General features: G+C 71.6%; 23 protein-coding genes. 13 read left to right on the forward strand and 10 right to left on the reverse strand.

What is annotated here, in order from left to right:
• Nucleotides 1–411 precede the first annotated feature (411 nt).
• The 4 genes from Asi03nite_RS29650 (at nucleotide 412) to Asi03nite_RS29665 (ending at nucleotide 7,386) form a co-directional block, all read left to right on the forward strand.
• On the forward strand, nucleotides 412–1,617 hold the full coding sequence (locus Asi03nite_RS29650) for a pectate lyase (protein WP_203683791.1): 1,206 nt from the start codon (nucleotides 412–414) through the stop codon (nucleotides 1,615–1,617).
• 409 nt (nucleotides 1,618–2,026) lie between these two features.
• Nucleotides 2,027–6,076, forward strand: coding sequence for a SpoIIE family protein phosphatase (locus tag Asi03nite_RS29655; RefSeq protein WP_203683792.1), 4,050 nt, complete (start codon nucleotides 2,027–2,029; stop codon nucleotides 6,074–6,076).
• Nucleotides 6,073–6,372 (forward strand): STAS domain-containing protein, encoded by a 300-nt coding sequence (locus tag Asi03nite_RS29660; protein ID WP_203683793.1) that lies wholly within the window; start codon nucleotides 6,073–6,075, stop codon nucleotides 6,370–6,372. Before Asi03nite_RS29655 ends, Asi03nite_RS29660 begins: the two co-directional genes overlap by 4 nt.
• Before the next feature lie 213 nt (nucleotides 6,373–6,585).
• Nucleotides 6,586–7,386: a PmoA family protein gene (locus Asi03nite_RS29665; RefSeq protein ID WP_203683794.1), complete on the forward strand. Its 801-nt coding sequence runs from the start codon at nucleotides 6,586–6,588 to the stop codon at nucleotides 7,384–7,386.
• A gap of 180 nt (nucleotides 7,387–7,566) precedes the next feature.
• On the opposite strand, the gene Asi03nite_RS29670 is transcribed toward Asi03nite_RS29665, so the two are convergent.
• The gene (locus Asi03nite_RS29670; protein WP_203683795.1) at nucleotides 7,567–7,746 is read right to left on the reverse strand and encodes an antitoxin; all 180 of its coding nucleotides are present in this window, start codon (nucleotides 7,744–7,746) and stop codon (nucleotides 7,567–7,569) included.
• A 188-nt stretch (nucleotides 7,747–7,934) separates the two neighbouring features.
• Here Asi03nite_RS29670 and Asi03nite_RS29675 point away from each other — a divergent pair, with 188 nt between their 5' ends.
• Complete coding sequence (locus Asi03nite_RS29675) at nucleotides 7,935–8,627, forward strand: hypothetical protein (protein WP_203683796.1); 693 nt, start codon at nucleotides 7,935–7,937, stop codon at nucleotides 8,625–8,627.
• Between the two features lie 67 nt (nucleotides 8,628–8,694).
• Nucleotides 8,695–9,306 (forward strand): hypothetical protein, encoded by a 612-nt coding sequence (locus Asi03nite_RS29680; RefSeq protein WP_203683797.1) that lies wholly within the window; start codon nucleotides 8,695–8,697, stop codon nucleotides 9,304–9,306.
• A 44-nt stretch (nucleotides 9,307–9,350) separates the two neighbouring features.
• Here the strand turns inward: Asi03nite_RS29680 and Asi03nite_RS29685 are convergent, their stop codons facing one another.
• Both Asi03nite_RS29685 and Asi03nite_RS38635 read right to left on the reverse strand, forming a co-directional pair.
• Nucleotides 9,351–9,875: a hypothetical protein gene (locus Asi03nite_RS29685; protein WP_203683798.1), complete on the reverse strand. Its 525-nt coding sequence runs from the start codon at nucleotides 9,873–9,875 to the stop codon at nucleotides 9,351–9,353.
• A 180-nt stretch (nucleotides 9,876–10,055) separates the two neighbouring features.
• Nucleotides 10,056–10,184: a hypothetical protein gene (locus Asi03nite_RS38635; RefSeq protein WP_275409503.1), complete on the reverse strand. Its 129-nt coding sequence runs from the start codon at nucleotides 10,182–10,184 to the stop codon at nucleotides 10,056–10,058.
• Between the two features lie 24 nt (nucleotides 10,185–10,208).
• Here Asi03nite_RS38635 and Asi03nite_RS29690 point away from each other — a divergent pair, with 24 nt between their 5' ends.
• Nucleotides 10,209–11,738 (forward strand): UxaA family hydrolase, encoded by a 1,530-nt coding sequence (locus tag Asi03nite_RS29690; protein WP_203683799.1) that lies wholly within the window; start codon nucleotides 10,209–10,211, stop codon nucleotides 11,736–11,738.
• 183 nt (nucleotides 11,739–11,921) lie between these two features.
• Here the strand turns inward: Asi03nite_RS29690 and Asi03nite_RS29695 are convergent, their stop codons facing one another.
• Complete coding sequence (locus Asi03nite_RS29695; protein WP_239103025.1) at nucleotides 11,922–12,911, reverse strand: LacI family DNA-binding transcriptional regulator; 990 nt, start codon at nucleotides 12,909–12,911, stop codon at nucleotides 11,922–11,924.
• 107 nt (nucleotides 12,912–13,018) lie between these two features.
• Between Asi03nite_RS29695 and Asi03nite_RS29700 the strand changes: the two genes are divergently transcribed.
• The 3 genes from Asi03nite_RS29700 (at nucleotide 13,019) to Asi03nite_RS29710 (ending at nucleotide 15,290) form a co-directional block, all read left to right on the forward strand.
• Nucleotides 13,019–13,204: a hypothetical protein gene (locus Asi03nite_RS29700; protein ID WP_203683800.1), complete on the forward strand. Its 186-nt coding sequence runs from the start codon at nucleotides 13,019–13,021 to the stop codon at nucleotides 13,202–13,204.
• Between the two features lie 93 nt (nucleotides 13,205–13,297).
• Nucleotides 13,298–13,747: a response regulator gene (locus Asi03nite_RS29705; RefSeq protein ID WP_203683801.1), complete on the forward strand. Its 450-nt coding sequence runs from the start codon at nucleotides 13,298–13,300 to the stop codon at nucleotides 13,745–13,747.
• A 196-nt stretch (nucleotides 13,748–13,943) separates the two neighbouring features.
• Nucleotides 13,944–15,290 carry an FAD-dependent oxidoreductase gene (locus tag Asi03nite_RS29710; protein ID WP_203683802.1) on the forward strand — a complete coding sequence of 449 codons (1,347 nt, stop codon included), beginning with the start codon at nucleotides 13,944–13,946 and terminating at the stop codon, nucleotides 15,288–15,290.
• A 168-nt stretch (nucleotides 15,291–15,458) separates the two neighbouring features.
• On the opposite strand, the gene Asi03nite_RS29715 is transcribed toward Asi03nite_RS29710, so the two are convergent.
• The 4 genes from Asi03nite_RS29715 to Asi03nite_RS29730 all read right to left on the reverse strand — a co-directional run bounded on the left by Asi03nite_RS29715 (nucleotide 15,459) and on the right by Asi03nite_RS29730 (nucleotide 19,010).
• Nucleotides 15,459–15,662: a cold-shock protein gene (locus tag Asi03nite_RS29715; protein WP_203683803.1), complete on the reverse strand. Its 204-nt coding sequence runs from the start codon at nucleotides 15,660–15,662 to the stop codon at nucleotides 15,459–15,461.
• Nucleotides 15,663–15,789: 127 nt separating this feature from the next.
• Nucleotides 15,790–16,464: a class I SAM-dependent methyltransferase gene (locus Asi03nite_RS29720; protein ID WP_203683804.1), complete on the reverse strand. Its 675-nt coding sequence runs from the start codon at nucleotides 16,462–16,464 to the stop codon at nucleotides 15,790–15,792.
• Nucleotides 16,465–16,577: 113 nt separating this feature from the next.
• Nucleotides 16,578–17,744 carry a class I SAM-dependent methyltransferase gene (locus Asi03nite_RS29725; RefSeq protein ID WP_203683805.1) on the reverse strand — a complete coding sequence of 389 codons (1,167 nt, stop codon included), beginning with the start codon at nucleotides 17,742–17,744 and terminating at the stop codon, nucleotides 16,578–16,580.
• Between the two features lie 33 nt (nucleotides 17,745–17,777).
• On the reverse strand, nucleotides 17,778–19,010 hold the full coding sequence (locus Asi03nite_RS29730) for a saccharopine dehydrogenase family protein (RefSeq protein WP_203683806.1): 1,233 nt from the start codon (nucleotides 19,008–19,010) through the stop codon (nucleotides 17,778–17,780).
• Nucleotides 19,011–19,125: 115 nt separating this feature from the next.
• Here Asi03nite_RS29730 and Asi03nite_RS29735 point away from each other — a divergent pair, with 115 nt between their 5' ends.
• Nucleotides 19,126–19,836: a TetR/AcrR family transcriptional regulator gene (locus Asi03nite_RS29735; protein ID WP_203683807.1), complete on the forward strand. Its 711-nt coding sequence runs from the start codon at nucleotides 19,126–19,128 to the stop codon at nucleotides 19,834–19,836.
• Nucleotides 19,837–19,840: 4 nt separating this feature from the next.
• On the opposite strand, the gene Asi03nite_RS29740 is transcribed toward Asi03nite_RS29735, so the two are convergent.
• Complete coding sequence (locus Asi03nite_RS29740; protein ID WP_239103026.1) at nucleotides 19,841–20,698, reverse strand: CYTH domain-containing protein; 858 nt, start codon at nucleotides 20,696–20,698, stop codon at nucleotides 19,841–19,843.
• A gap of 106 nt (nucleotides 20,699–20,804) precedes the next feature.
• Nucleotides 20,805–22,703, reverse strand: coding sequence for an acyl-CoA dehydrogenase family protein (locus Asi03nite_RS29745; RefSeq protein ID WP_203683808.1), 1,899 nt, complete (start codon nucleotides 22,701–22,703; stop codon nucleotides 20,805–20,807).
• Nucleotides 22,704–22,891: 188 nt separating this feature from the next.
• Here Asi03nite_RS29745 and Asi03nite_RS29750 point away from each other — a divergent pair, with 188 nt between their 5' ends.
• Both Asi03nite_RS29750 and Asi03nite_RS29755 read left to right on the forward strand, forming a co-directional pair.
• Nucleotides 22,892–24,064: a S8 family peptidase gene (locus Asi03nite_RS29750; RefSeq protein WP_203683809.1), complete on the forward strand. Its 1,173-nt coding sequence runs from the start codon at nucleotides 22,892–22,894 to the stop codon at nucleotides 24,062–24,064.
• A 317-nt stretch (nucleotides 24,065–24,381) separates the two neighbouring features.
• The gene (locus Asi03nite_RS29755) at nucleotides 24,382–24,846 is read left to right on the forward strand and encodes an SRPBCC family protein (RefSeq protein WP_203683810.1); all 465 of its coding nucleotides are present in this window, start codon (nucleotides 24,382–24,384) and stop codon (nucleotides 24,844–24,846) included.
• Nucleotides 24,847–24,878: the final 32 nt, after the last annotated feature.

Here is a 24,878-nt window from a genome sequence, read left to right on the forward strand (position 1 = left end):
CTCCTCCCGAGTGCGCGGCTGCATTGCCGGCGTGCTCGGGACTTGCCGCCGCGTGGCGTGTCCTCCTGCTGCCTTTCCTGCTTTCGTGTGTTCCCGCAGCTTGGAGGCGCCCTGGCTGACGCCCGCCTCGCTTGCGCCCGTGCCGTGGCGCTCCGCCTCGGCGGCTTCTACGCTTCCGGCCTTGCGGCGGAGGCGTCCGCGCTCACGCCGGCCGCATACCCGCGGGTCAGGGGTCCATACCCAGCCGGATCCCGGCACCGGCGCCCGATTCCAGCCGCACCCACCGAGCTGGTGCTCATCGTTCCCGCAGCTCCTTGTCTTGACCATCGAGATGGCTCTATCCTCGCGAGGAAAGCGCTTTCCCCCCGTTCGGAGGCGCTGATCAGTCCCCACGACGAAGGCGAGAGAACGATGAGACGTCCAGTCGCCCTGCGGTGGACAGCCGTAGGGGCCACCGCGGCCGTCAGCGCCGCGATCATGCTGGCGCTGCCAGCCCCTCGGGCCATGGCCGCCGACAACCTGAGCCTCAGCGCCGGCGCGGACGGCTCCAGCAAGGCCAGCGGCACCAGCTACGGCAACGTCCGGGACGGCGACACCGGCACCTACTGGTCGCCGGCCGGCTCGACCGGTTACGTCTCGGTCAAGTGGAGCAGCGCCACGACGGTGTCCTCGGCAGTCGTCAAGCAGGCCTCCGGCGGCGGTTCGATCAGCTCCTGGCGGGTGCTCAACGCCGACAGCGGCGCCGTCCTGACCAGCGGCAACGGCAGCCCGAGCACGATCAGCTTCTCCTCGGCCTCGCTGAAGAAGCTCACCTTCGAGATCCTCGGCGCGTCCAGCGCGCCGCGGATCGCCGAGTTCGAGACGTACAACGGCGGCGGATCGAACCCGACGACCAGCCCGACCGCGAACCCGAGCCCGACCGGGGGCGGCGGGACCGGCGCCCCGACCGGCGCCTGGCCGTCCTCGACCGGCTCGGTGTCGGTCTCCGGCACGATCAACGTCTCGGGCACCTTCGACGGCGGCATGAAGACGTACTGCTGCATCGGCGACGGCTCGCAGAGCGAGTCCCAGGACCCGATGTTCAGCATCGCCAACGGCGGCACCCTGCAGAACGTCATCATCGGCTCGCCCGCCGGTGACGGCGTGCACTGCGAGGGCACCTGCACCATCCGGAACGTGTGGTGGAACGACATCGGCGAGGACGCCGCGACGTTCAAGGGCACCGGCGGCGGGACCAGCTACGTCATCGGCGGCGGCGCCCGTTCCGGCAGCGACAAGACGTTCCAGCACAACGGCAACGGCACCGTCAGCATCTCCGGCTTCTACCTGAGCGGCTCCGGCAAGCTGTACCGCGCCTGCGGCAACTGCTCCAGCTCGTACCAGCGCAACGTCAAGATCGACAACGTGCTGCTGAACGACATCGACATGGTCGCCGGCATCAACAGCAACTGGGGCGACACCGCCACCATCACCCGGGTCACCCTCAGCAACAGCTCCAGCGCGGTGGTCTGCGGCAAGTACAAGGGCGTCCCGAAGGGCAGCGAGCCGAGCTACCTCGGCGAGGGCTGGAACGATGCCAACTGCAAGGTCGACAAGAGCGACATCACCTACGAATAGACCGGTGTCCGTGCTGCTCAGTGGCGGTTCCCGCCGCTGGGCGGCACCCGGACGCCAGCGGCAACCCCATCGACTCGGCTCCGCGACAACCCGGGCAGCGGTGGGCCGGCCCCCGGACGACGCGTCGACGGCCCGCCTGACCGCCGCCGCGCAACCGCTCCCACCCGTACGGTCGTCCGGCCGGCTCGCCCCGTCACCGCGGCCGCCGGGACCAGCGCATACTCTCCTCCGGGAAGCCGGCCGGAGCCCGCCGAACCGCGCCGTGCCGGCCACGCCCGCCCCCGCGCGGGCGGTGGAACGCCCACCGTTCCGGGGACGACCGCCACACCAGGGTAGGACCCGCCATCCGGTGGGTAGAGCGGATGGATATTTTGTGGGCGGTCCGCGTGGGTGAGGAGATATTCGTACGGTGAACGACGTCTTCGCAGCGGACGCCGAGGTCGGCCGCGACCTTGCCGCGGTGGATTGGGAGAGCACGCCCGTCGGCTCTCCGGAGGGCTGGCCGCAGAGCCTACGGACGGCGGTCAGCATCCTGCTGTCGTCGCGGTTCTCGATGTGGATGGCGTGGGGCCCGGAGCTGACGTTCTTCTGCAACGACGCCTACCGCCGGGACACGCTGGGCGGGAAGTACCCGTGGGCGCTGGGCCGGCCGGCGCGCGAGGTGTGGGCGGAGATCTGGAACGACATCGGCCCCCGCATCCACAACGTGCTCGACACCGGCCACGCCACCTGGGACGAGGACCTGCTGCTGTTCCTGGAGCGGTCCGGCTACCCGGAGGAGACCTACCACACGTTCTCCTACAGCCCGCTGCGCGACGACGACGGCGCGCTGGTCGGCATGCTCTGCGTGGTGAGCGAGGAGACCGACCGGGTGATCGCCGAGCGGCGGATGGCGACGCTGCGGGACCTGGGCTCGGACCCGAGCGTGATCCGCACCGAGCAGGAGACGCTCGCCTTCGCCGGCCGGCAGCTCGAGCGCAACCGGCGTGACCTGCCCTTCACCGTGACCTGCCTGTACGACGAGGACGGGCAGGCCCAGGTCCGCGCGGTGACAGGCATCCCGGCGGACCACCCGGATCTGCCCGATCTGTCCGGGTTCGCCGGCGGCGAGGCCCGGGTCGTGACCCTGGACGGGCCCGGCCTGCCCACCGGCGCGTGGCCCGACCCACCCCGCGAGGCGATGGTGGTGCCGCTGCTGCGACAGGGCGACGCGCCGTACGGCTTCCTGGTCGCCGCTCTGAATCGTTACCGTCCCGTGGACGAGTCGTACCGTGGGTTCATCGAACTGGCCGCCGGTCACGTGGCCGCCGGCATCGCCGGCGCCCGCAGTTACCAGGCCCAGCAGCGCCGGGCCGAGGAGCTGGCCGAGCTGGACCGGGCCAAGACCACGTTCTTCTCCAACATCAGCCACGAGTTCCGCACCCCGCTCACCCTGATCATGGGCCCGCTGGACGAGCTGCGCACCCGGTTCACCGGCGGTGACCCGCAGATCATGGACGAGCTGGAGGTGATCCACCGCAACGGGCTACGGCTCGGCAAGCTGGTCAACGCGCTGCTCGACTTCTCCCGGCTGGAGGCGGGCCGGATGCGGGCGCGATACGAACCGGTCGACCTGTCCGCCACCACTGCCGAGCTGGCCAGCGTCTTCCGGTCCGCGGTGGAGCGGGCCGGCCTGGCGTTCGAGGTGAACTGCCCGCCGCTGCCCGAGCCGGTCCTGATCGACCGCGGCATGTGGGAGAAGGTCGTCCTCAACCTGCTCAGCAACGCGCTCAAGTTCACCTTCGACGGCTCGGTCCGGGTGGCCGTGCACGCCGAGGACGGCGCGGCGGTGGTGACCATCGCGGACACCGGCGTCGGCATCGCGTCCGAGGAGATGCCGCGGCTGTTCGAGCGTTTCCACCGCATCGACAACGCCCGGTCCCGGTCCAACGAGGGCAGCGGCATCGGCCTGGCCCTGGTCAAGGAGCTGGTCGGGCTGCACCACGGCACGGTGGACGCGGAGAGCTCACCGAACAAGGGCACCGTCTTCACGGTCCGCCTGCCGTTCGGCTCCGCGCACCTGCCGGCCGACGCGGTCGTCGCCCCCGGCGCGCCGGCCGCAATCCCGTCCTCCGCCGAGCCGTTCCTGCAGGAGGCGAACCGCTGGCTGCCCGGGGACGACGTCCCGGACACCCCGGCCGGCACACAGGTGGCCGGCGACGCGGCGGACGTGCTGGTCGCCGACGACAACGCGGACATGCGGGACTACCTGATCCGGCTGCTGCGCTCGGCCGGGCACCGGGTCACCGCTGTCGGCGACGGGCGGCAGGCGCTCGACGCGATCCGCGCCGGCGCGCCGGACCTGGTGGTCAGCGACGTGATGATGCCCGGGATGACAGGTCTGGAGCTGGTCTCCGCGCTGCGCTCGGACACCCGCACGGCCGGCGTCCCGGTGCTGCTGCTCTCCGCCCGTGCCGGCGAGGAGGCGTCGATCGAGGGCCTGGAGGCAGGCGCCGACGACTACCTGTTCAAACCGTTCACCGCGGCCGAGCTGCTGGCCCGGGTGCGGGCGAACGTCGAGCTGGCACGTCTGCGCAACCATCACGCCCGCTGGCGCACCGCGCTTGTCGACTCGCTGCAGGAGGCATTCTTCGTCTGCGACGAGGACGGTTCGATCGTCGAGATCAACGCGGCGTTCACCGAGATGATCGGGTTCGGCCCGGAGGGCCTGCCGTACGCCCCGGTCCACCCGTGGTGGCCCGACCCGGCCGCCGACGGCGAGGCGTACGCCGAGGTCGCCGCCGCGTTCGAGCAGCTCATGCACCACCAGCACGGCGACTACACGATCCCGGTGCGGCACCGCGACGGGCATCACCTGTGGGTCGCGGCCTCGTTCAACCACGTGCGGGACCCGGACAGCGGCCGGCGGGTGATCGTCGGAACGTTCCGCGACGTCACCGACGAGCACTACGCGATCCAGCGGGAGACCGCGCTCGCCTCGCTGAGCCTGCGGCTGTCCGAGGCGGAGAACCTGGGTGACGCGGTCGCCGGGGCACTCGACGAGCTGCGCCAGCTGTGGCAGGCGACGTACGTGCTGGCCGCGGTCTTCGACGGCGCCACACCGCCCGCGCTGTCAGCCACCGACCCGAACCTGAGCTGGGCGGACGTTCCGCAGGACCGGCTGCTGGCGCTGAAGGACCGCCCGCTGCTGACCCCGGTCACCGAGCGCACCGCGGGCGCCGGCATCACGCTGGAACATCCGCGGGGCACCATGGTCGTCTGGGTGGAGCTGGGCCAGCGGCGGCCGTTCACCGAGCAGGACCAGACGCTGCTGGCGCTGCTCGCCGGGCACCTGGGCCAGGCGCTGAGCCGGGTGCACCAGATCGACGAGCAGCGGGAGACCGCGCTGGCCCTGCAGCGTGCCATCCTCGGCCCGGCCCAGCTGCCGGCCGGGTTCGCGGTCCGCTACGAGCCGGCGACCCGGCCGCTCAAGGTCGGCGGCGACTGGTACGACACCATCCCGCTGCCGGACGGCCGGATCGGCATCGTGGTCGGCGACTGCGTCGGACACGGGCTGCAGGCCGCCACCGTGATGGGCCAGCTGCGCTCGGCCTGCCGGGCCGTGCTGCTGCAGGACTCCAGCCCGGCCCGGGCCCTGGCCGCCCTGGACCGGTTCGCCGCGCTGCTGCCCGGCGCCAGCTGCGCGACAGTGTTCTGCGGGGTGCTCGATCCGGCCAACGGCCATCTGCGGTACTCGGCGGCCGGTCACCCGCCGCCCATCGTGACGCACGCCGACGGCACCACCCAGCTGCTCGACCAGGGGCGGTCCCGGCCCATCGCGATCCGGCCGGAGGAGCAGCGGCAGGAGGCGACGTACGACATGCCGCCGCGCAGCACGCTGCTGCTCTACACCGACGGGCTGGTGGAGCGCCGCCGGCAGCCGCTGACCGAGGGCATCGACCAGGCCGTCGCCGCCGTCCAGCTGGGCCGGCGCACCCCGATCGAGGACCTGGCCACCGAGGTGATGGAGCGGCTCGCCCCGGCCGGCGGCTACGACGACGACGTGGCGCTGCTGCTCTACCGCCAGCCCGGTCCCCTGGAGCTGGAGTTTCCGGCCGAGTCGTCGCGCCTCGCCCCGGTCCGCACGGCGCTGCGCGGCTGGCTGGAACGCTGCGGGATCGACCCGGTCACCGCGCAGAACGTGCTGGTGGCGGCCGGTGAGGCGTGCGCGAACGCGATCGAGCACGGCCACCGGGACCGGGACCGGGCCGGCGGGTCGATCAAGCTGCGCGCGGCCGCGACCGCCGAGGCCTTGCACCTGATCATCGCGGACAACGGCCGCTGGCGTGTTCCACGTCCGGGCGAGAACCCGCATCGCGGCCGCGGCATCATGCTGATGCGGGCTTTCATGGGCGAGGTCACCATCACCACCGGCGCCGCCGGGACCATCATCGACATGCAGACGAGGATCGCGTCATGACCACCGCGCTCACGCTGACCACGGGCCAGGATCAGGACGGTGCGCCGGTGCTCGTCGCGGCCGGGGAGATCGACATGAGCAACGCGGAGAGGTTCACCGCGGCGCTGAGCGAGGCGATCACCGATCGCCGGGAGCCGCTGGTCGTCGACCTGACCGCTGTGGAGTATCTGGACAGCGCGGGGCTGGCCGCCCTGTTCCACCACGCCGACCGGATCGAGGTCGTCACCGGGCCGCTGTTGTCGCCGCTGCTGGCCGTGTCCGGGCTGGCTGACCTGACCACCGTCCGGACCCGCTGACCTGCCCCGGCGCACATGTGCGTTAATGTGCGGATCATCCGCCGTCACCTGCCGTGACGTTCCCCTCGGGCCGCAGCGTGCTCCCGTTACCCACCCGTTAACGCGACTCGACTTGACGCACCTCGTGACCCAGGGTTGACTCTGCTTGTTCGTGAGCGAACACGTCGGAATTTGTGCGCTCCACATCGAGTCGAAACCGCGAGGAGGAGACGCATGCACCCCCTGCCCTCCCGGATGCGCGCCGCGCTCACCGCGGGCCGGTCGGTCACCGTCTCCGCCGGAGATTCACCCCTTTTCCGGTACGGGTACGGAGCCGCCCAGCCGCGTCTGTCCGGTCTGCACACTCTCGCCGGCACGGCGCTGCCCGCCACGATCGACTGGTCCCCGCCGCACGCCGGCCCGGGCCCGGCCACCCACCTGGCGCTGACCGACCTGTCCGCCGGCCCGGCCACCGCCACTGTCGCGCACCACCTGCGCTGGGCGGCGGTCGACGAGTGGCGCTCGCTCACCGCGTCCCTGGCCGGCGACGACGTCTGGCTGCTGCTCTTCGAGAACACCGTGACCAACACCTCGGGCCGTCGGCTGCCGCTGGACGGCCCCTCCCTGTCGCTGCGGGCGGTCACGGCGCCGTCCGCCGCCCGCTCGGAGTGGCAGGCGGCCCACGGCCCCGGCCACACGCTGGTCGTCGTCGACGACGCGGCCAACCTCCAGCATCCCCCGCGCTGGGCGGGCCTGAGCCCGGCGCCCTTCGGCGCCGGCGCGCGGCTGCTCCAGCAGGATCAGACAATCGCCTTCCGGTACGCGGTGATCATCGCTTCCGGTGGCCACTCCCCCGGCGCTCTGGCCGCGCTGGGCCGCGACGCGCTCGGCGGCCCGTTCCCCGGCACCGGCGACCCGGCCCCGCGCGGTCACGTCTGCCACGGCGAGCACACCCGCCGCGGCCCGATCCACCGGACCCGCACCCGGGTGCTCACCCGCCAGTGCGAGAGCCGAGGCGCCCCGCCGACCGCCTGACCCGGCCCCGACTGGCTCCGCGGGGCGCCTCGCAGGCTCCGAGACAGCCCGGAGATCCGGCCGGGCGTGCGACCCGCGGCCGGAACCCGCAGCGGCCACGGCCTCGCGCCGCGGCCGCCACGGGACCGGTGCCCTGGTCGTACACAAGCGAGCTTTCGACTCTGACGACGCGGCAGGCGGTTACGGACGGGTGTCGCCGGCGCCGGTGCGGCGCTGCGCCTCGTTCACCGCCTTGTCGATGTGGACCGTGTACTTGCCGCCGGTCCGCTCGTCGATCTGCTCGCCGACCTTCTCCAGCGCCTTGTCGACCTGGTCGTCGTGCTTGTCGATCAGTTCCTTCGCCTTGTCCAGGAAACTCATGCGCACATTCCCCCTCGACTTTCCGACTGGCAGGAATGCCCCTGCCGGGCACTCCCAAACCCGCACGCCGCGTGGCGACGACGAGACGCCCCGCTCATGGCGTACGCAATAGGAAGGGTGACAGAAACGCCTGTGACACCGCCCTCTAGCATGTGCGGCGGTTCGGCACGCGGTTGAAACGAGGCGACATGCGCTGGCTCCGAGGACTCGGTAAACGACGGCCTCAGCAGGATCCCGCCCGTCAGCAGGAACTCCTGCGGGAGCTCCGGCAGCGGTTCGGGCCGCACGCACCAGGCAAGCTCAGCGACCAGGTGGCGCAGGTTTCCGCGGTGCTCGAAGGCATCGACGGGATCGCGGTCGCCGCGGCCGTGCTGCGCGAGTTCGCGGATGCCGCCCATGCGGACTTCGCCCGGCAGAGCACGGCGCTCGGCCTCGCCGCCGACCGGCGCAACTACCGGCAGCTGTGGGAGAGCGCGGGCAAGCGGCTGAAGTCGCCGCTGTTCTCGGCGCCCGGCGGCCTGCACCCCTATGTGCAGGTCGCCGCCGCGGTCAACGTCGTGGGTGGACAGGCCGCCACGACTGTGCAGATCGTCGATCCGCTGCCGTTGCTCGCGCACATGTTCGAGATCCTCGACCTCACGCTCGCCGGCTGGGAGTTCGGACGGGTCCTGGTCGACGTCGACGGCGCGACGCTGGCGGTCAACCTGATCACCGCGGCCACCGCGATCCGCGGCGAGATGCCCGACCCGCCGCCGCTGCCGCAGCCGGCCCGCACCCAGATGCGCAGCAACAAGAGCGTGAACGTGCTGGACCCGGCGGTGAGCCGGATCGTCGGCCAGTGGAACCCGGGCAAGCAGATGCGGGAGTGCCTGCTCGCCTGAGGCTCAGGATTCCTCAACCGGGGCCGCCGCGCGCCGATGGTCGCGGCAGTCCACGGAAGGAGGAGTCATGGCGCAGGATGCACCACGGCGCGTACCGACGCGCGCGGACGGCTGGCGTCCCGACGACCCGGTGCTCAACGGCCTGATCCACAAGAGCATCGAACAGGCGTACCGGCGCACCGCCGAGACCGGCAGCATGACCGCGTTCTTCGGCGGCGGGATCGTGCTGACCGTGCTCGGGGTGATCCTGGCCGCCGGTACCGACAACCCGACGCTGGCCGCGGGCGTGGTGGTCGTGCTGGCCGCCGGCGGTCTGATGTACGCCGGTCTCAACGCCCCCGAATCGAAGCTGGACCCGATCCGGATCCTGGACGTGCTGGGCGGCCCGGGCAACCTGCCGGCCGGTTACCTGGTCTACCCGGCGGCGTGGCGCGCCGGCATGCCGGAGTTCCTGGCGCGGGTCTCGGACCGGCAGCTCGCGGTGGCCGCCCGGCTCTGCCGCGAGCACCCCGGCTCGGTAGCCGACCTGGTCCGCCTGGTGGCGACCGCGGAGGCGCACGCGCACGAGCACGCCTGGGGCCGCCCGGTCACCGAGGCGGAGGTCCACCGCTTCGCGCAGCGTGCCACGGCCGAGTGGGCCCGGATCGCCCCGGTGTCGATGAACGCTCAGGCGGGCTGAACCGGACCGGCGGCCGGGAGTCACCCGGGCTCCGGTCCGGGCGGTCACCCGAGGATCTGCGGTTCCTCGGACTTCCACCGGCACTGGTCCGCGGAGACGCCGCTGGGCAGGTAGATCACCCGGAGCTGGAATCCGTAGTCGGCGGGCTGCACGACGAACCACCACGGGCAGCCCCCGGCGGCCTTCTTGGTCGCCGAGTAGACCAGGTTGCTGCCGCGGAACGGATGCCACCCGGTCCTCTCGGCCAGGCCGGCGTAGAACTCGCGGACCTCGTCGGCGGACATGATCCCGGTCAGCGGCCGGCTCACCGCGCCCATGGGCGACGGCGCGCCGCACTCGATGTCGTCGTCGTCCACCTCGCCGAACCGGTCCGGCCGGGGGAACTGCTGCAGGATCGGCTCGGCGCGGATGTCGCGCAGCGTCTCGGCGACGGTGTGGCAGGCGCCGATCGCCTCCGGCCCGGACTTCTCCTTCTCCGGGAAGTACCGTGCGCCGACCACCCCGAACACCACCAGGCCGGTGACCAGCACCGGCCCGATCGCGGCCGTCATCCACCTGGGCACGCTCACTCGGCTCTCCCCGTCGCCCTCGCACAGCAAAGGCCGTGATCATAGGTCACCGGGACGGGCCGGCGGACCGGTGCGGGCCGAGTCCGGCGACCGAGTCGACCACCGAGGCGGTGGCGCCGCTGGCGAACTGGACGAGGGCCATCGAGACGTCCTCCGTCCCGACGATGGCCGCCCGGCATCTCATGCGGCATCGACGTCCAGGCCGCCCTGCGCGCCGCCGGCCTGGTCCCGGGCCGCGGCGCGGACCTGACGCCAGCGCTCGACGGACGCCCCGAAGGCATGCCAGGATGTCGATGCAAACGTTTCCACAATTTCCAGCGAACGGTAGGCCCCATGGCTGAACTGCGGGAAGTGGCGCTGCTGCTGCGCGACCGCGACGACGTCGCGGTCGCCACCCGGAAGCTCGCCGGGGGGCTGACGCTGCGGCACGCCGGCGGCGAGCTGACGGTCGCCGCGCCGGTGCCGAGCGGGCACAAGATCGCGGTGCGGGATCTCCCCGCCGGGGCGCAGATCCACAAGTACGGTCAGGTCATCGGCCGTGCCACCGCCCCGATCCGGGCCGGCGAGCACGTCCACGCGCACAACCTCGGCATGGACGCCGTCGAGCAGGACTACGAGTTCGGCACCGGCCTGGTCCCCATCGTGCCGGCCACCGGGCTCCGTACGTTCCAGGGCTTCCGGCGCGCCAACGGCACGGCCGGCACCCGCAACTACGTCGGCATCGTCACCTCGGTCAACTGCTCCGCCTCGACCGCGCGGATGATCGCCGACCAGTTCCGCGGCCCGATCATGGACGCGTATCCGCAGGTGGACGGCGTGGTGGCGCTCGCCCACGACTCGGGCTGCGGGATGGTGCCGGCCAGCGAGGGCGGTCGGATCCTGCGGCGCACGCTGCGGGGATACGCCACCCACCCGAACATCGGTGGCCTGATCGTTCTCGGTCTGGGCTGTGAGATGCTGGGCGTCGAGACGCTGCTGGCGGACCTGGACGCGCCGGCCGACACGCTGATCGAGCGGATGACCATCCAGGAGACGGGCGGCATCCGCGCCACGGTCCGGGCCGGTTCCGCGGTCGTCCGCTCCATGCTGGAGCGGCTGAACGAGCGCCGCCGCACCACGCTCCCCGCGTCCGCGCTGGTTCTCGGACTCAACTGCGGTGGCTCCGACGGCTATTCCGGGATCACCGCGAACCCGGCGCTCGGCCACGCCTCGGACCTGCTGGTAGCGCAGGGCGCGACGAGCGTGCTGGCGGAGACGCCGGAGGTGTTCGGCGCGGAACATCTGCTCACCCGCCGGGCCGTCAGCAGGGAGGTCGGCCAGCGGCTGCTGGATCGGATCGCCTGGTGGCACGAGTACGTCGAGGCCGGCGGCGGCACCCTGGACAACAACCCGTCGCCGGGCAACAAGGCCGGCGGGCTCACCACGATCCTGGAGAAGTCCCTGGGCGCGGTGGCCAAGGGCGGCGCGGCGCCGCTCTCCGCGGTCTACGAGTACGCCGAGCGGATCACCGAGCCGGGTTTCGCCTTCATGGACACCCCCGGCTACGACCCGGTGTCGGTGACCGGTCTGGTCGCGGGCGGCGCCACCGTGGTCTGCTTCACCACCGGCCGCGGCTCGGTCCTCGGCGGCAAACCCACCCCGGTCATCAAGATCGCCACCAACTCGGAGGTCTTTCAGCGCATGCGCGACGACATGGACCTCGACACCGGTGGCATCGTCACCGGCGCCACGACGATCGAGGCCGCCGGCAACGAGATCTTCGAGACCATCCTCGCGGTCGCCTCCGGCGAGCTCACCGCCAGCGAGGACCTCGACCTGGGCCGCGACGAGTTCGTCCCCTGGCAGCTGGGCGCGGTCACCTGAGCAGCACCACGCACCCGCGGCGCGCCCTCGCCACCGTCACGCCCCCACCATCCGCCGCCGGCCGTCCGGAGTCCACGACACACCCCTGACGCCGAGCCAGGATCGTCCCGCCGGTCCCCGGAGGCCCCTGGAACCCCGCAGCACCGCTCCGGGATCTCCCCACCCACTCGAACTCCGCACTCCCTACCGCTCGCGTGTGGACAACGGCGCCACCCCGGAGGAGGCGCGCACCACCAGGGTGGTGGGCAGCGTCATCTCGCCACCGGCCACGCCGGTGCGGCCCAGCAGCAGGTCCAGGCCGACCGCCCCGGCCCGGTCCTTGGGCACCGACACGCTGGTCAGCGGCGGATGGCTCATCGCGGCCAGGCTCACGTCGTCGAACCCGACCACGCTGATCCGCTCCGGAACCGCCGCTCCGCGCGCCGCCAGCCGGTGCAGCAGGCCCAGCGCGACCAGGTCGTTGTAGGCGAGCACCGCGGTCGCCGGGCCGGCCAGCACCAGGTCCCCGGCGAGCAGGCCGCCCTCGAACGTCGGCGCCACCGACCCGAGCCGCAGGATCTCCAGCTCGGCGTCGTCGTCGAACGCGGCGAGCGCGGTCACCCGGCGGCGCGCGGCCCACGAGTCCTCGGGGCCGTGGACGTACGCGATCCGGCGGTGCCCCAGCGCCCGCAGGTGCCGCACCGCCTGCCGGATCCCGCTGGCGACGTCGGCGACCACCGACGACATCCCGGGCACCTGCCGGTGCAGCAGGACGGTGGTCGCCGGGTCGGCTGCCGCGAGCAGGTCGGCGTCGGCCGAGCGGGGCGAGCAGAGCAGCAGGCCGTCGGTGTTACGGCCGAGCGCCGCGACGGCTTCGAGCTCGGCCACCGGGTCCTCGTCGGTGTCCGCGACGAAGACGCCGTGGTCGACGGTCCGGGCCCGGGCGCTCACCCCTTTCGCGACGTCCGCGAAGAACGGATTCCGCAGATCCGGGACGATCAACCCGAGATTTGCGGTACGGCCGGTGATCAGTCCCCGGGCGGCCCGGTTCGGCTGGTAGTTGAGCCGGGTGGCCGCCTCGATCACGGTCTCCCGGGTGGCCGCGCTGACCGTGCCCCCGGTGAGCGCCCGGGACACGGTCGACACCGAGACGCCGGCCGCACGCGCGATGTCCTGCACGGTCGTGCGCGCCACCCTGATCCCTCGTCCCGTTCTCGGCTCGCGCCAGCATAACTTTCGTAAACTCACGGTGAGCAAGCTCGCCTTCGGCAACTCCGCGATCGCGCGCTGGGACGGCGACGGTGCCCATTCATCGGCAGTGCCGGGACGCCGCGGCCGCCGAGGGAGTCGCTGAGCTCCGTGAGCTCCCGGCCGGCACCGTTCTCTGCGTGCGCACGTCGAAGGAGGCGACAGCCCGCTTGACGGTGAAAAAGATCGACAAGACGCAGCAGAGTGTCACGTTCGACGCCACAGTGTGGGGCGAGTAGCCTCCCGGGCCGGGAGAACAGGATCGCGGTCGTCATCTCGTGCGGGCACATGGGCGGCGATCCGCGGACCGTTCCGTTCTATATATTTGCCGCATGACAAATAGTGAGCGCGTCCTGGACGTCCTGATCGTCGACGACGACGACGCCGACACGCTGATGATCGAGGAAGCGCTCCTGGCCGCCTCCCCGCCGCCCGCGGTGCATCGCGTGTCCGACGGCAGCGAGGCGATCGACTACCTGCGCCGCCGCGGGCGGTACGCCGACGCCGGGCGACCGGACCTGATCCTGCTCGACCTGAACATGCCGCGGATGAGCGGGCACGAGGTGCTCGCCGAGGTGAAGGGCGACGACACCCTCAAGAGCATCCCGATCGTGGTGCTGACCACGTCGAACGCACTGCCCGACATCACCGCGAGCTACACCCGGCACGCGAACGCGTTCGTCACCAAGCCGATGGACCTGGACGGCTTCGAGGCGGCGGTCGGCAAGATCAAGAAGTTCTACAACGAGGTGGCAGTCCTTCCGGGGGACACAGAAAGGTGAAAAGCCTCACTCTGCGTAGCGGTTAGGTGAGCCTTACCATGGTCTCTAGCTGGGAAAACGGCACTCCGGCGGGATCCGGGGCGATGGGACGAAACTTGATCTGAACCTAGGTTGAAGTTTTACAGTTCACCTTCGCCCGGACGTCGATCTTGGCTGAGCCGGATTCGCAGATACGAGTGAGTGAGGGAACGCGACCATGGACCGCCCCCTACGGGTTGCCGTCATCGGAGCCGGCCCGGCCGGCATCTACGCCGCCGACCACCTCATCAAGGCCAACCCGGACGTCACCGTCGACATCCTCGACAAGCTGCCCACGCCGTACGGCCTGATCCGGTACGGCGTCGCGCCGGACCACCCGCGGATCAAGGAGATCGTCACCGCCCTGTTCCGGATCCTGGACAACCCGCGGATCCGGTTCATCGGCAACGTCGCCTACGGCGTGGACGTCAAGCCGGAGGAGCTGAGCCGCTTCTACGACGCGACGATCATCGCCACCGGCGCCGAGAAGGACCGCACGCTCGACATCCCCGGCATCGACCTGCAGGGCAGCTTCGGCGCCGCGGACTTCGCCTCCTGGTACAACGGGCACCCCGACGTGCCGCGCGACTGGCCGCTGGAGGCCAGGGAGGTCGCGGTCATCGGCGCCGGCAACGTCGCCGTCGACGTCGCCCGGGTGCTCGCCAAGACCGCCGACGAGCTGCTGGTCACCGAGATCCCGGACAACGTCTACCAGGCGCTGAAGCGCAGCCCGGTGACAGACGTGCACGTGTTCTCCCGGCGCGGCCCGGCGCAGGTCAAGTTCACCCCGCAGGAGCTGCGCGAGCTGGACCACTCGCCGAACGTCGAAGTGATCGTGCATCCCGAGGGCATCGAGTTCGACGAGGGCAGCCTCGAGGCGATGCGGCAGACCCGGCACGTCAAGATGTGCGTGGACATCCTGCAGAACTGGGCCGTGCGCGACCCGCGGGACCGGCCGCGCCGCCTGCACCTGTACTTCCTGCAGGCGCCGGTCGAGGTGCTCGGCGAGGACGGCAAGGTGGTCGGCCTGCGCACCGAGACCCAGGAGCTGACCGGCGACGGCTGGGTGCGGGGCACCGGCGAGTTCACCGACTGGCCCGTGCAGGCGGTCTACCGCGCGGTCGGCTACCTCAGCTCCGCGCTGCCGGATCTGCCGTTCGACACCAAGACCGGGACCATCCCGCACGCCGCGGGGCGGATCCTGGATCTGGACGGCGAGCACATCCCCGGCATGTACGTGACCGGCTGGATCAAGCGCGGCCCGGTGGGCCTGATCGGTCACACCAAGGGCGACGCGGGCGAGACCGTGGCCAGCCTGCTGGAGGACCTGGACAAGCTGGAACAGGCCCCGCAGCACGACCCGGCCGAGGTGATCTCCTATCTGGAGCAGCGCGGCCTGCCGTACACCACCTGGTCCGGGTGGCAGAAGCTGGACGCCCACGAGATCGCGCTGGGTGAGCCGCACGGCCGCAAGCGGGTCAAGGTGGTCTCCCGGGACGAGATGACCAGCATCTGCAACGTCTGACACAGGAGGACGGCCGACCGCCCGCGGGAGCTCACGCCGTAACAGCGGATCTCAACCGTGGGCGATCGGCCGCCACCCGGCCCGGCAACCCGAACCGGGTCGCCGGGCAGTTCTTCGAGAACGTGCCGCTGGCGGCCCATGCGGGTCGCCGATCGGCGGCGGGAAACGTCAGAGCGGACGGATGTTCTCCGCCTGCAGACCCTTCTGGCCCTGCGTGACCTGGAACTCCACCCGCTGGTTCTCCTCCAGGCTGCGGAAGCCGGAGGTGGCGATGGCGGAGAAGTGCGCGAACACGTCGGGGCCGCCGTCGTCCTGGGTGATGAAGCCGAAGCCCTTGTCGCTGTTGAACCACTTGACGGTGCCGGTGGCCATGATCTCTCCTTGGCTACTACTGGGTCGTGAACAAACAAAAAACGCCTGCGGGCCGAGATGCCCATCAGGCGTTTGGAGAACGTCCACGGAAATCAGAACAACGCGGTAAGGCTAGCACGGTCCCGCGCTATCCGGTCGTCCCCAGGACGGAAACCTCGGTGATTCCGGAATCCTCGGCCGCGCCGAGGCCGGAGATCCGGTAGCTGGTGAGCACCGGGAGCCAGTGCTCCGGCAGGTGGCCGCGACCCGGGTCACCGACCAGGATCCGCGCTCCACGGGCGTCCGCGCGGCGCAGGAAGGCCAGCATCCGGGCGGCCAGATCGGGGTGGTAGAAAGCGTCCCCGACCAGGACGACCTCCGCGTCCCCACCGTCGCCGCCGAGTAGATCGCCCTCGATCAGCCGCAGTGTCACACCGTTGACGCCGGCGTTCATCGCGGCCGCCGCGCACGCGTACGGATCGATGTCGTTGGCCGTCACCTCGGCGGCGCCCGCCCGGGCGGCGGCGATCCCGGTCACACCGCCGCCGCAGGCCACGTCGAGCACCCGCCGCCCGGCCACCACCCCGGGATGATCCAGGACGTATCGGGCCAGCGCCTGGCCACCGGCCCAGGCATTGGTCCAGAACGGCGTGAACCCCGTGCCCACCTGCGCCTCGAGGCGGGCCTGCAGCACGATCGCGTCGTCCGCCAGGTGCAGGCGCAGCTCCGGCAGGAACGGCAGGCGCACCAGGCGCAGGCCGTCGTAGTCGCCGGCGCGGGCGGTCAGGAAGTTGTCGAGCGACGTTCCGGTCGGCCAGGGCACGGCACGCTCCCATCATGAGTGCCGCCACCGGGCGCAGAACGGCTGGTCCGACACTACGCGACCGGGCCGGGCCGGGCCCACCTGACACGGCGGGTCGGGCCGGCGCGGACGGATCAGGCCGTTTCGGCGGGGTTGTACTGAAGGGTCCAGCGGTAGGCCTGGACCAGCCGGGTGTCGAAACCGGACGCCGATCCCCAGAGGAAGATCCGGAAACGGCGGTAGAGCTCCTCGCCCCACCGCGCGACGATCTCCTCCCGCCGGGCGTCCAGCCGTTTCGCCCACTCCCGGCACGTCAGGTAGTAGTTGTGCCTGTCGTCCGTGACGCTGAGCAGGTCGAACGGGGACCGTGCGACCTGGCGCAGGTACTGGTGCAGCAGCAGCGGGGCGGACCGGCCGGGATAGACGTACTGCTTGAAGAACGTGGAGGCGATGTGCTTGCGGCGCATCGCGAGCGCGTCCAGGTAGACCCGGCCGCCGGGCTTGAGCAGGCGGGCGTAGGCCCTCAGGGTCGCCGCGTAGTCCGGCAGGTGCTCGGTGACCCCCATGTTGACGATCGCGTCGAACCGCTCCGCCGACCGGTAGCGCAGGATGTGCTGCCGCACCACGGTGACCGGCAGCTTCTGCCGCGCGAACAGGTCGTTGAGGAACTTCTCCGACTCGGCGGCCAGGGTCACCGTGGTGACGTCGATGCCGCGGCGGGCGGCGTGCTCGGCGAACGCGCCCCAGCCGCCGCCGACCTCGAGCACCCGGTCGCCCGGCTTGACGCCGATGTCGTCGAGGGCGATGTCGAGCTTGCGCGTCACCGCGTCCTCCAGGGGCTCGTCGTCGCCGGCGAAGACACCCTGGGTGTAACAGCGGTGCCGCTCGTCTAGGAAGGTCAGGAAGAAGTCGGAGTCCTCGTCGTAGTGGCGGGAGATGGTGCGCCGGTCGTGGTCGGTGCGCCCGCGCCAGAGCGAGGGCGCCCACCGGCCGGCGAACGCCACCGGGTGGACGTCGGAGAAGAACCTGCGCATGTTCAGCGCCGCCGCGAGGTCACCGTCGACATCGAGGTGTCCACGCAGGTACGCCACCGCCACCCGGAGCTGGTCGAGGGAGGCCAGCGCATCGTGACCCGCGCCGTCGCGGACCACGATGCAGAACCTGGCGGGGGTGGACTCGCTGACGCCGTAGGAGAGGGTGGCGCCGTCGGGGGTCTCGATCGCGAACGGGATCGGGGTGCGGTCACGGAAGAATTCGTCGTAACGCCGGCTCAAGACGTCGGCCAGGGAACGCCGCCTCATGCCGTGATCCTGCCATCACCATCAAGGTCTCGGCTAGGCGGCGACCAGGGCGGTCTGCTCGCGCATCCCCCAGGGGGAGCCGTACGCGGTGAGCAGGTCCAGAAACGGCCGCGGCGGGAACGCCTCCGGGCCGAGCACGCCGGTAGCGCTCCACGCCCCGGTGGCCAGCAGCTCCAGGGCGACGACCGGGTTGATCGCGGTCTGCCAGACCACGGCCTGGCAGCCGTACTCGGCCATCGACCACTCGTTGTCGACCACGTGGTAGAGGTACACCTCGCGGGGCGCGCCGTCCTTGGTGCCGCGCACCCAGGTGCCGGCGCAGGTCTTGCCGCGCATCCGCTCCCCCAGCTGCGCCGGGTCGGGCAGGGTGGCCGCGACCACGTCCCGCGGCGAGACGGTCACCGGGCCGTTCGGGCCGGGCACGATCACGCCGTCGGTCTTGTCCAGGCCGATCTGGTGCAGGGTGCGCAGCGTACGGATGAAGTCCTCGCCCAACCCGTACTTGAAGGTCACCCGGCGCGCGCCCACCCACCGCGGGATGAGCAGCACCTCCTCGTGCTCCACGTTCACGCACTGCACCGGCCCGATGCCCTCGGGGAAGTCGAACACCTCGGGCTCGCTGAACGGCGCCGTGGTGAACCAGCCGCGTCCGTCCTCCCACACCACCGGCGGGTTCAGGCACTCCTCGATCGTGGTCCAGATGTTGAACGACGGCGCGAACTCGTAGCCGTCGACGGTCAGGTTCGCCCCGTCCCGTACGCCGATCTCCTCGATCTCGTCGAACAGCTCGTCGGCGGCGTAGCGGGCGAACACGTCCGACAGGCCGGGCTCGACCCCCATCCCGACCAGGGCCAGCAGGCCGTCGCGCTGCCAGAAGAAGTGCTGTTCGAACTGGGCGTCGCCGAGTTTCACCCCGGTCTGCTCGTACGGCCGCGACGGGTGCGGCTGCGACAGCGACATCGCCATGTCCAAGTAGGTCGCCTCACCCGCGCGGGCCGCCTCGAACAGCGGCATCACGAAGCGCGGGTCGGTGGCGTTGAGCAGCACGTCACAACCGGTACGGCGGAGCAGCGCGACGACGGCGGCCGAATCCGAGGCGTCCACCCGCTCGGCCCGGAACCGGGGGTCGCCGGCCGAGGTCACCGCGGCCTGCGCCCGATCCAGATCGTAGTCGGCCACCACCATCTCGTCGAAGAACGGCCGCCGCGCCGCGATCCGGGTGATCGCCGTGCCGACGCCGCCCGCGCCTACCAGCAGGACACGCATGGCCTGCTCCTTTCCTTGCCTTTCGGGTCAGTGGTCTGGGGCCCCGCCACAGATCAAACTTCCGGCCGTACCGTAAGGTCAACTGTGTTGGCATAAGAAAGTCGAGGTGGGCCCGGTGCCGAAGGCAGTGGTCAGGGAGGAGAGACGGCGCCGCCGGCGGCCGACCCGGTCCGGGACGGTGCTGTCCGAACATCTGATCGTCGAGACGGCGTTGCGCCTGCTCCGCGAGCACGGCAGTGCCGGCCTGAGCGCCCGGCGGCTGGGGCTCGCGCTCGACTGCGACCCGAGCACGCTGTACCGGTACTTCCGCGGTATGGACGACCTGACGCTGGCGATCGGCGACACCCTCATCGGCCAGGCCCTGCAGGGCTGGGCCCCGACCGGCGCATGGCGCGACGACCTGCGCACGCTGGGGGTGCGCATCCACGCGGCGTACGTGTCACACCCGCAGGCCGCGGTGCTGACCACCAGCCGGGTCACCGGCCGGGCGAACGAGCTGGCGGCCGACGAGGCGGTGCTGGGCGTGCTGCGTACCGCCGGCCTCCCGGTCGCCGAGGCGGTCCGCGCCTACCACGCCTTCATCGACCAGACGCTGGCCTTCGCGGCGCTCGACGCGGCGTCGCTGGCCCTGCCGAACGCGGCGCTGCGCGCCGAGGACGAGGTGTGGCGGTCGACCTACGCCCGCCTGCCGGCCGCCACCCACCCGCACATCGCCGAGGCGTCGCCGCTGCTGGCCACCGAAATGGTCGACAGCGCCTATCCGTCCGCCCTGGACTTCCTGCTGGACGCCGTCGAGGCCCGCCTGACCGCCCGGTCAGGCGGATGACCGCTCAGGCCGCCGCGACCGGCGCGAAGTAGCGCAAGGTCAGGGCCGTCTTGGTCGGCTGCCGCTCGGCCGGGCCGACCCCGTGCGCCGCCAGCGCCGCGGTCAGCCGCGCCGCCACCTCCGGCGCCTTGCCCACCGCGCAGCGCGCCGACAACTCCAGGACCGCCGACCCGTCCGGATAGGTCCATCGCTCCGCGCACAGCGGCCGATCGAAACCGGGCAGCTGCACCTTGTACTTGTGCACGTCGACCGGGCCGAACAGCATCAGGTCGCCGAGCGACAGACCCGCCGGACCGCAGGACGCGAGCAGCCGGCGCTGCGAATGCGGCAGCAACTTGGCCAGCGGCCGGCCCGCCGCGTGGGCCCGGGCCACCACCCCGCGCCCGAGCCGCACCTTCAGCGATCCGGACAGGATCCGGCGGCCCGGCATCGCGTCGATCTCCACGTCCAGGGTGTTCTTACGGCGCAGCCACTTCGGCACGGTGTGCGCGGCCATCGGCCGCAGCTTCACCACCGCGTCGTCCGGCCGGTCGCCCATGTCCCGGATGCGCACGATCAGGCCGTGCCGGTCGAGCGCGAGATCCGGTGTGTCCAGGAAGAACACCCGCCGGTGCTGGACCGCGTGCCGCTCCAGGTCCAGTGCGCGGCACTGCGGCTCGGAGGAGACCACCTTCAGCTCGACGCGGTCCGCTCCGGCGGCCAGCTTGCGGGCACCGCCGGCCTGGTCCCCCGGCGGAGACCAGAAGCCCCACTTGCCGAGGTTCTTGACCTGGCGCCGGCCGAGCGGGCGGACCGGCTCGTGGTCGGCGTCGTGACGATGGGGTCGCCGGGCGCGGGACGAGGCGAGATCGTTGACTGGCACCCTCGGCGGCTCCCCGTTCTCCCGCGATCCGTTCTCCCGCGATCAACCCTTCGTTCACCCTACGGACACCTTACCCGAGCGCCCTCCAAGATCATCGCAAAGCAGGTCACCGATCTGGGGAAATGCGCCTGCGCACGTCCCGCGCCGTGGCCGGGCCGGGCTGCCAGGCGGCCACCCACGCGGCGTCCCCGACCGGGTTCACCACACCCTCCTCGAGGAACGCGTACCGCCCGTCCAAGGCCCGCTTCGCCGCCGTCACGTCCAGGGTGTCGGTGTTGTCCCAGAGCGCGACGAAGAGCTCCTCGGCCCGCAACCGGGCCTGCCGGCAGAACAGGTCGGCCAGTTCCCGCTCGGCGGGCCGCCGCGACGCGTTGGCCCGCACGCACGCCGCGGACATCGCGAACAGTTCCGCGCCGATGTCCACCACCCGGCCCAGGAACCCCTGTTTGCGCTCGAGTTTTCCCTGCCAGCGGGACATCGCCCAGAACGTGGCGCGGGCCAGCTTGCGGGAGGCGCGCTCGACGTACCGCAGATGTGTCGCGAGCGGGCCGAACTCGCCGTACTCGGCGGGATTCTGCCCCTTGCCGACCGCGAGCGTGGGCAGCCACCTGGCGTAGAACCTCCCGGCCCGCGCCCCGGCGCGGGCCTTGCGGCGCAGGCCGGCCTCCGGGTCGATGAGCTCGCCGGCCACCGCGAGGTGCGCGTCGACCGCCTCCCGGGCGATCAGCAGGTGCATGATCTCGGTGGAGCCCTCGAAGATCCGGTTGATCCGCATGTCGCGGAGCATCCGCTCGGCCTCGGCGACGCGCTCGCCGCGAGCCCGCAGCGACTCGCCGGTCTCGTAGCCGCGCCCGCCCCGGATCTGCACCAGCTCGTCGGCGATCCGCCAGCCCATCTCGCTGGCGAACAGCTTGACCAGCGCGGCCTCGATCCGGATGTCGTTGCTCGCGTCGTCGGCGATCAGGCAGCAGAGATCGAGCATCGACTCCATCGCGTACGTCGTCGCGGCGATGAACGCGATCTTCTTGGCCACCGCCTCGTGGGTGCCGACCGCACGCCCCCACTGGACCCGTTCCGCGGACCACTCCCGGGCGATCGCCAGCGACCGCTTGCCGGTGCCGACGCACATCGCGGGCAGCGACAGCCGGCCGGTGTTCAGCGTGGTCAGCGCGATCCGCAGGCCCTTGCCGAGCCCGCCGATGACATTCCCGGCCGGCACGAACACGTCGTGGAAACGCGTGACGCTGTTCTCCAGCCCGCGCAGGCCCAGGAACGCGTTGCGCCGCTCGACGGTGATGCCCGGCGAGTCGCCCTCGACGACGAACGCGGTGATCCCCTTCTCCGGGACCCGCGCCATCACCACGAGCAGCGTCGCGACGGTGCCGTTGGTGGCCCAGAGCTTGACCCCGTTCAGCCGGAAACCGCCCTCGACCGGCTCGGCGGTGGTGCCGAGCCGGGCCGGGTCCGATCCGACATCCGGCTCGGTGAGCAGAAAGGCCGAGACCTCGCCGCCGGCCAGGCGCGGCAGAAAAGATTGCTTCTGCACGGCGGAGCCGAACAGTTTCAGCGGCTGCGGGACCCCGATCGACTGATGCGCGGACAGCAGTGCCGCCGTGGACGCGCTGACCGAGCCGATCAGCGTCAACGCCTTGCAGTAGTGCAGATTCGACAGGCCGAGCCCGCCGTACTCCTTGTCGATCTTCATTCCGAAAGCGCCCAGCCGGGCCAGCTCACGGAACGCCTCGTCGGGAATGCGGGCGTCCCGTTCGATCTGCTCGCCGTCGAGTCCCTCCTCGACATAGGTCCGCAGGCGGGCCAGGAACTCCTCGGCGTCCGGGTCCCGCGGCGCGGCGGGCCACGGATCGATGAGGTCCAGCCGGAATCTCCCGAGGAACAATTCTTTCCCGAAGCTGGGCTTGCGCCACTCGGACTCCCGGGCGGCCTCGGCGACCTCGCGGGCCTGCCGCTCCGAGACATCTGCCGACTTGCCATGGGTCGTGGTCATCGGTTCACCCCTCCGGTCACGCTACGCCGCGACGTTACCGAGCGGTATCCTCCGCCGATGATCGGCGTTTGCAATGTGGCATCAAGACCCTGAACACCTCCTAACGAATTGTTGATCGTCAATCAAAGTTTGCTTCCTAGCCTGATTTCCAGGCGCCAGACCGGCGCCAGGAATCGGGAGGAACACCCATGCGTCACCAAGCCGCCGCCGTCCTCACCGGCGTCGCCCTCGCGGTCGTCGCGACATCCCCCGCGTACGCCGCCGAGGCGACCGGCACCGTCCTCAACGCGGGGAGCGCCACCGCCGTCGACGGGTCCTACCTGGTCACCCTCAAGTCCGACGTCGACCCCGCCCGCGCCGGCCGCCTGGCCGCCCGCTACGGCGGCACCGTCGACCGCGTCTTCGGTCACGCGATCGAGGGCTACACCGCCCGCCTCACCGCCCGTCAGGCCGCACGGCTCGCCGCCGACCCGTCGGTGGCCGCCGTCGAGGCCGACCAGACCGTCCGGATCGCCGACACCCAGAGCTCCGCGCCCTGGGGCCTGGACCGCTCCGACCAGCGTGCCCTGCCGCTGAGCGGCACCTACACCTACGGCCCGAGCACCGGCACCACCGTCTACGTCATCGACACCGGGATCCGGATCACGCACCAGGACTTCGGCGGGCGGGCCAGCTACGGCTACGACGCGGTCGAGGGGGACAGCGTCGCGCAGGACGGCAACGGGCACGGGACCTTCGTCGCCGCCGTCGCGGCCGGCAACACCTACGGCGTCGCCAAGTCGGCGAACGTGGTAGGCGTCCGCGTCCTGGACAACAACGGCTCCGGCACCACCGCCGGCGTCATCGCCGGCATCGACTGGGTGACCGCGCACGCGGCGGCCGGCCGCTCGGTGGCCAACCTCAGCCTGGGCGGCGGCGCCAGCTCCACGCTGGACGCGGCGGTCCGCCGGTCGATCGCCGCGGGCATCCCGTACGCGATCGCCGCCGGCAACTCGGGCGCCAACGCGGGCACCACCTCCCCCGCCCGCGTCACCGAGGCCCTCACCGTCGGGGCCACCTCCAGCACGGACGCGCGGGCGTCCTGGTCGAACTACGGCTCCGTGCTGGACCTGTTCGCCCCCGGGGTCACCATCACCTCGGCCTGGCGCACCAGCGACTCCGCGACGTACACCGGCAGTGGCACCTCGTTCTCCTCCCCGCACGTGGCCGGGGCCGCGGCCCTCTACCTGACCGCCCACCCGGGCGCCTCGGTCGCCACCGTCAACGCGGCGATCGTCGGCGCGGCGACCACCGGCGTGGTCACCGGACCGGGGTCCGGCTCGCCGAACCGGCTGCTCTACACCGGCTCGCTGAGCAGCTGATGCGGTAGGCCCGGCGTGGTCGGATCGCCGCCCCGGGGGGGGTGCGGCGATCCGGCCGCTCGGGCCGGCGCTCTCCCCCGGGTCCGCGTCGGGACCGAGCTGCACCACCCTTCGCAGCCCTGGCACGTCCACGCGCGCCGGCCGGCCATGACCCACGCCACGGCGCGCTCGACCCACCGCGCCCGCGGGTACTTGCCGACCAAGCCCGTCCCATCGGCGTGCCAGCCAAAACCGAACCGACTCACAAACCGACGCAGTTTGGTTTGGGCCCCTCCCACCCGGGTAGTTCACGATCACCTTGAGCAAAGGAGAAGATCGTGACTACCGTGACCGAGTCCGTGGACGTGAACGTGCCGATCGGTACGGCCTACAACCAGTGGACCCAGTTCGAGGACTTTCCGAAGTTCATGGACGGCGTCGAGTCGATCACCCAGACCGGTGACAGCCACACGCACTGGGTGACCAAGGTCGCCGGGCAGACCCGCGAGTTCGACGCGGAGATCACCGAGCAGCACCCCGACGAGCGGGTCGCGTGGCGCAGCACCGGCGGTGACACGAAGCACGCCGGGGTCGTCACGTTCCACCGCCTCAGCGACAACGAGACCCGGGTGACCATCCAGCTCGACTGGGAGCCCGAGGGCCTGGCGGAGAAGGTCGGCAGCGCTGTCGGCGTCGACAACCACCAGGTGAAGGCGGACGCCAAGCGGTTCAAGGAGTTCATCGAGAGCCGCGGCACCGAGACCGGCTCCTGGCGCGGCGACATCGCCCGGCCCGGCGCCTGACCGGCGGCCCAGCACTGCGGCGAGCGGTGGCC

Source organism: Actinoplanes siamensis (assembly GCF_016862395.1).
Taxonomy (GTDB): Bacteria; Actinomycetota; Actinomycetes; order Mycobacteriales; family Micromonosporaceae; genus Actinoplanes; species Actinoplanes siamensis.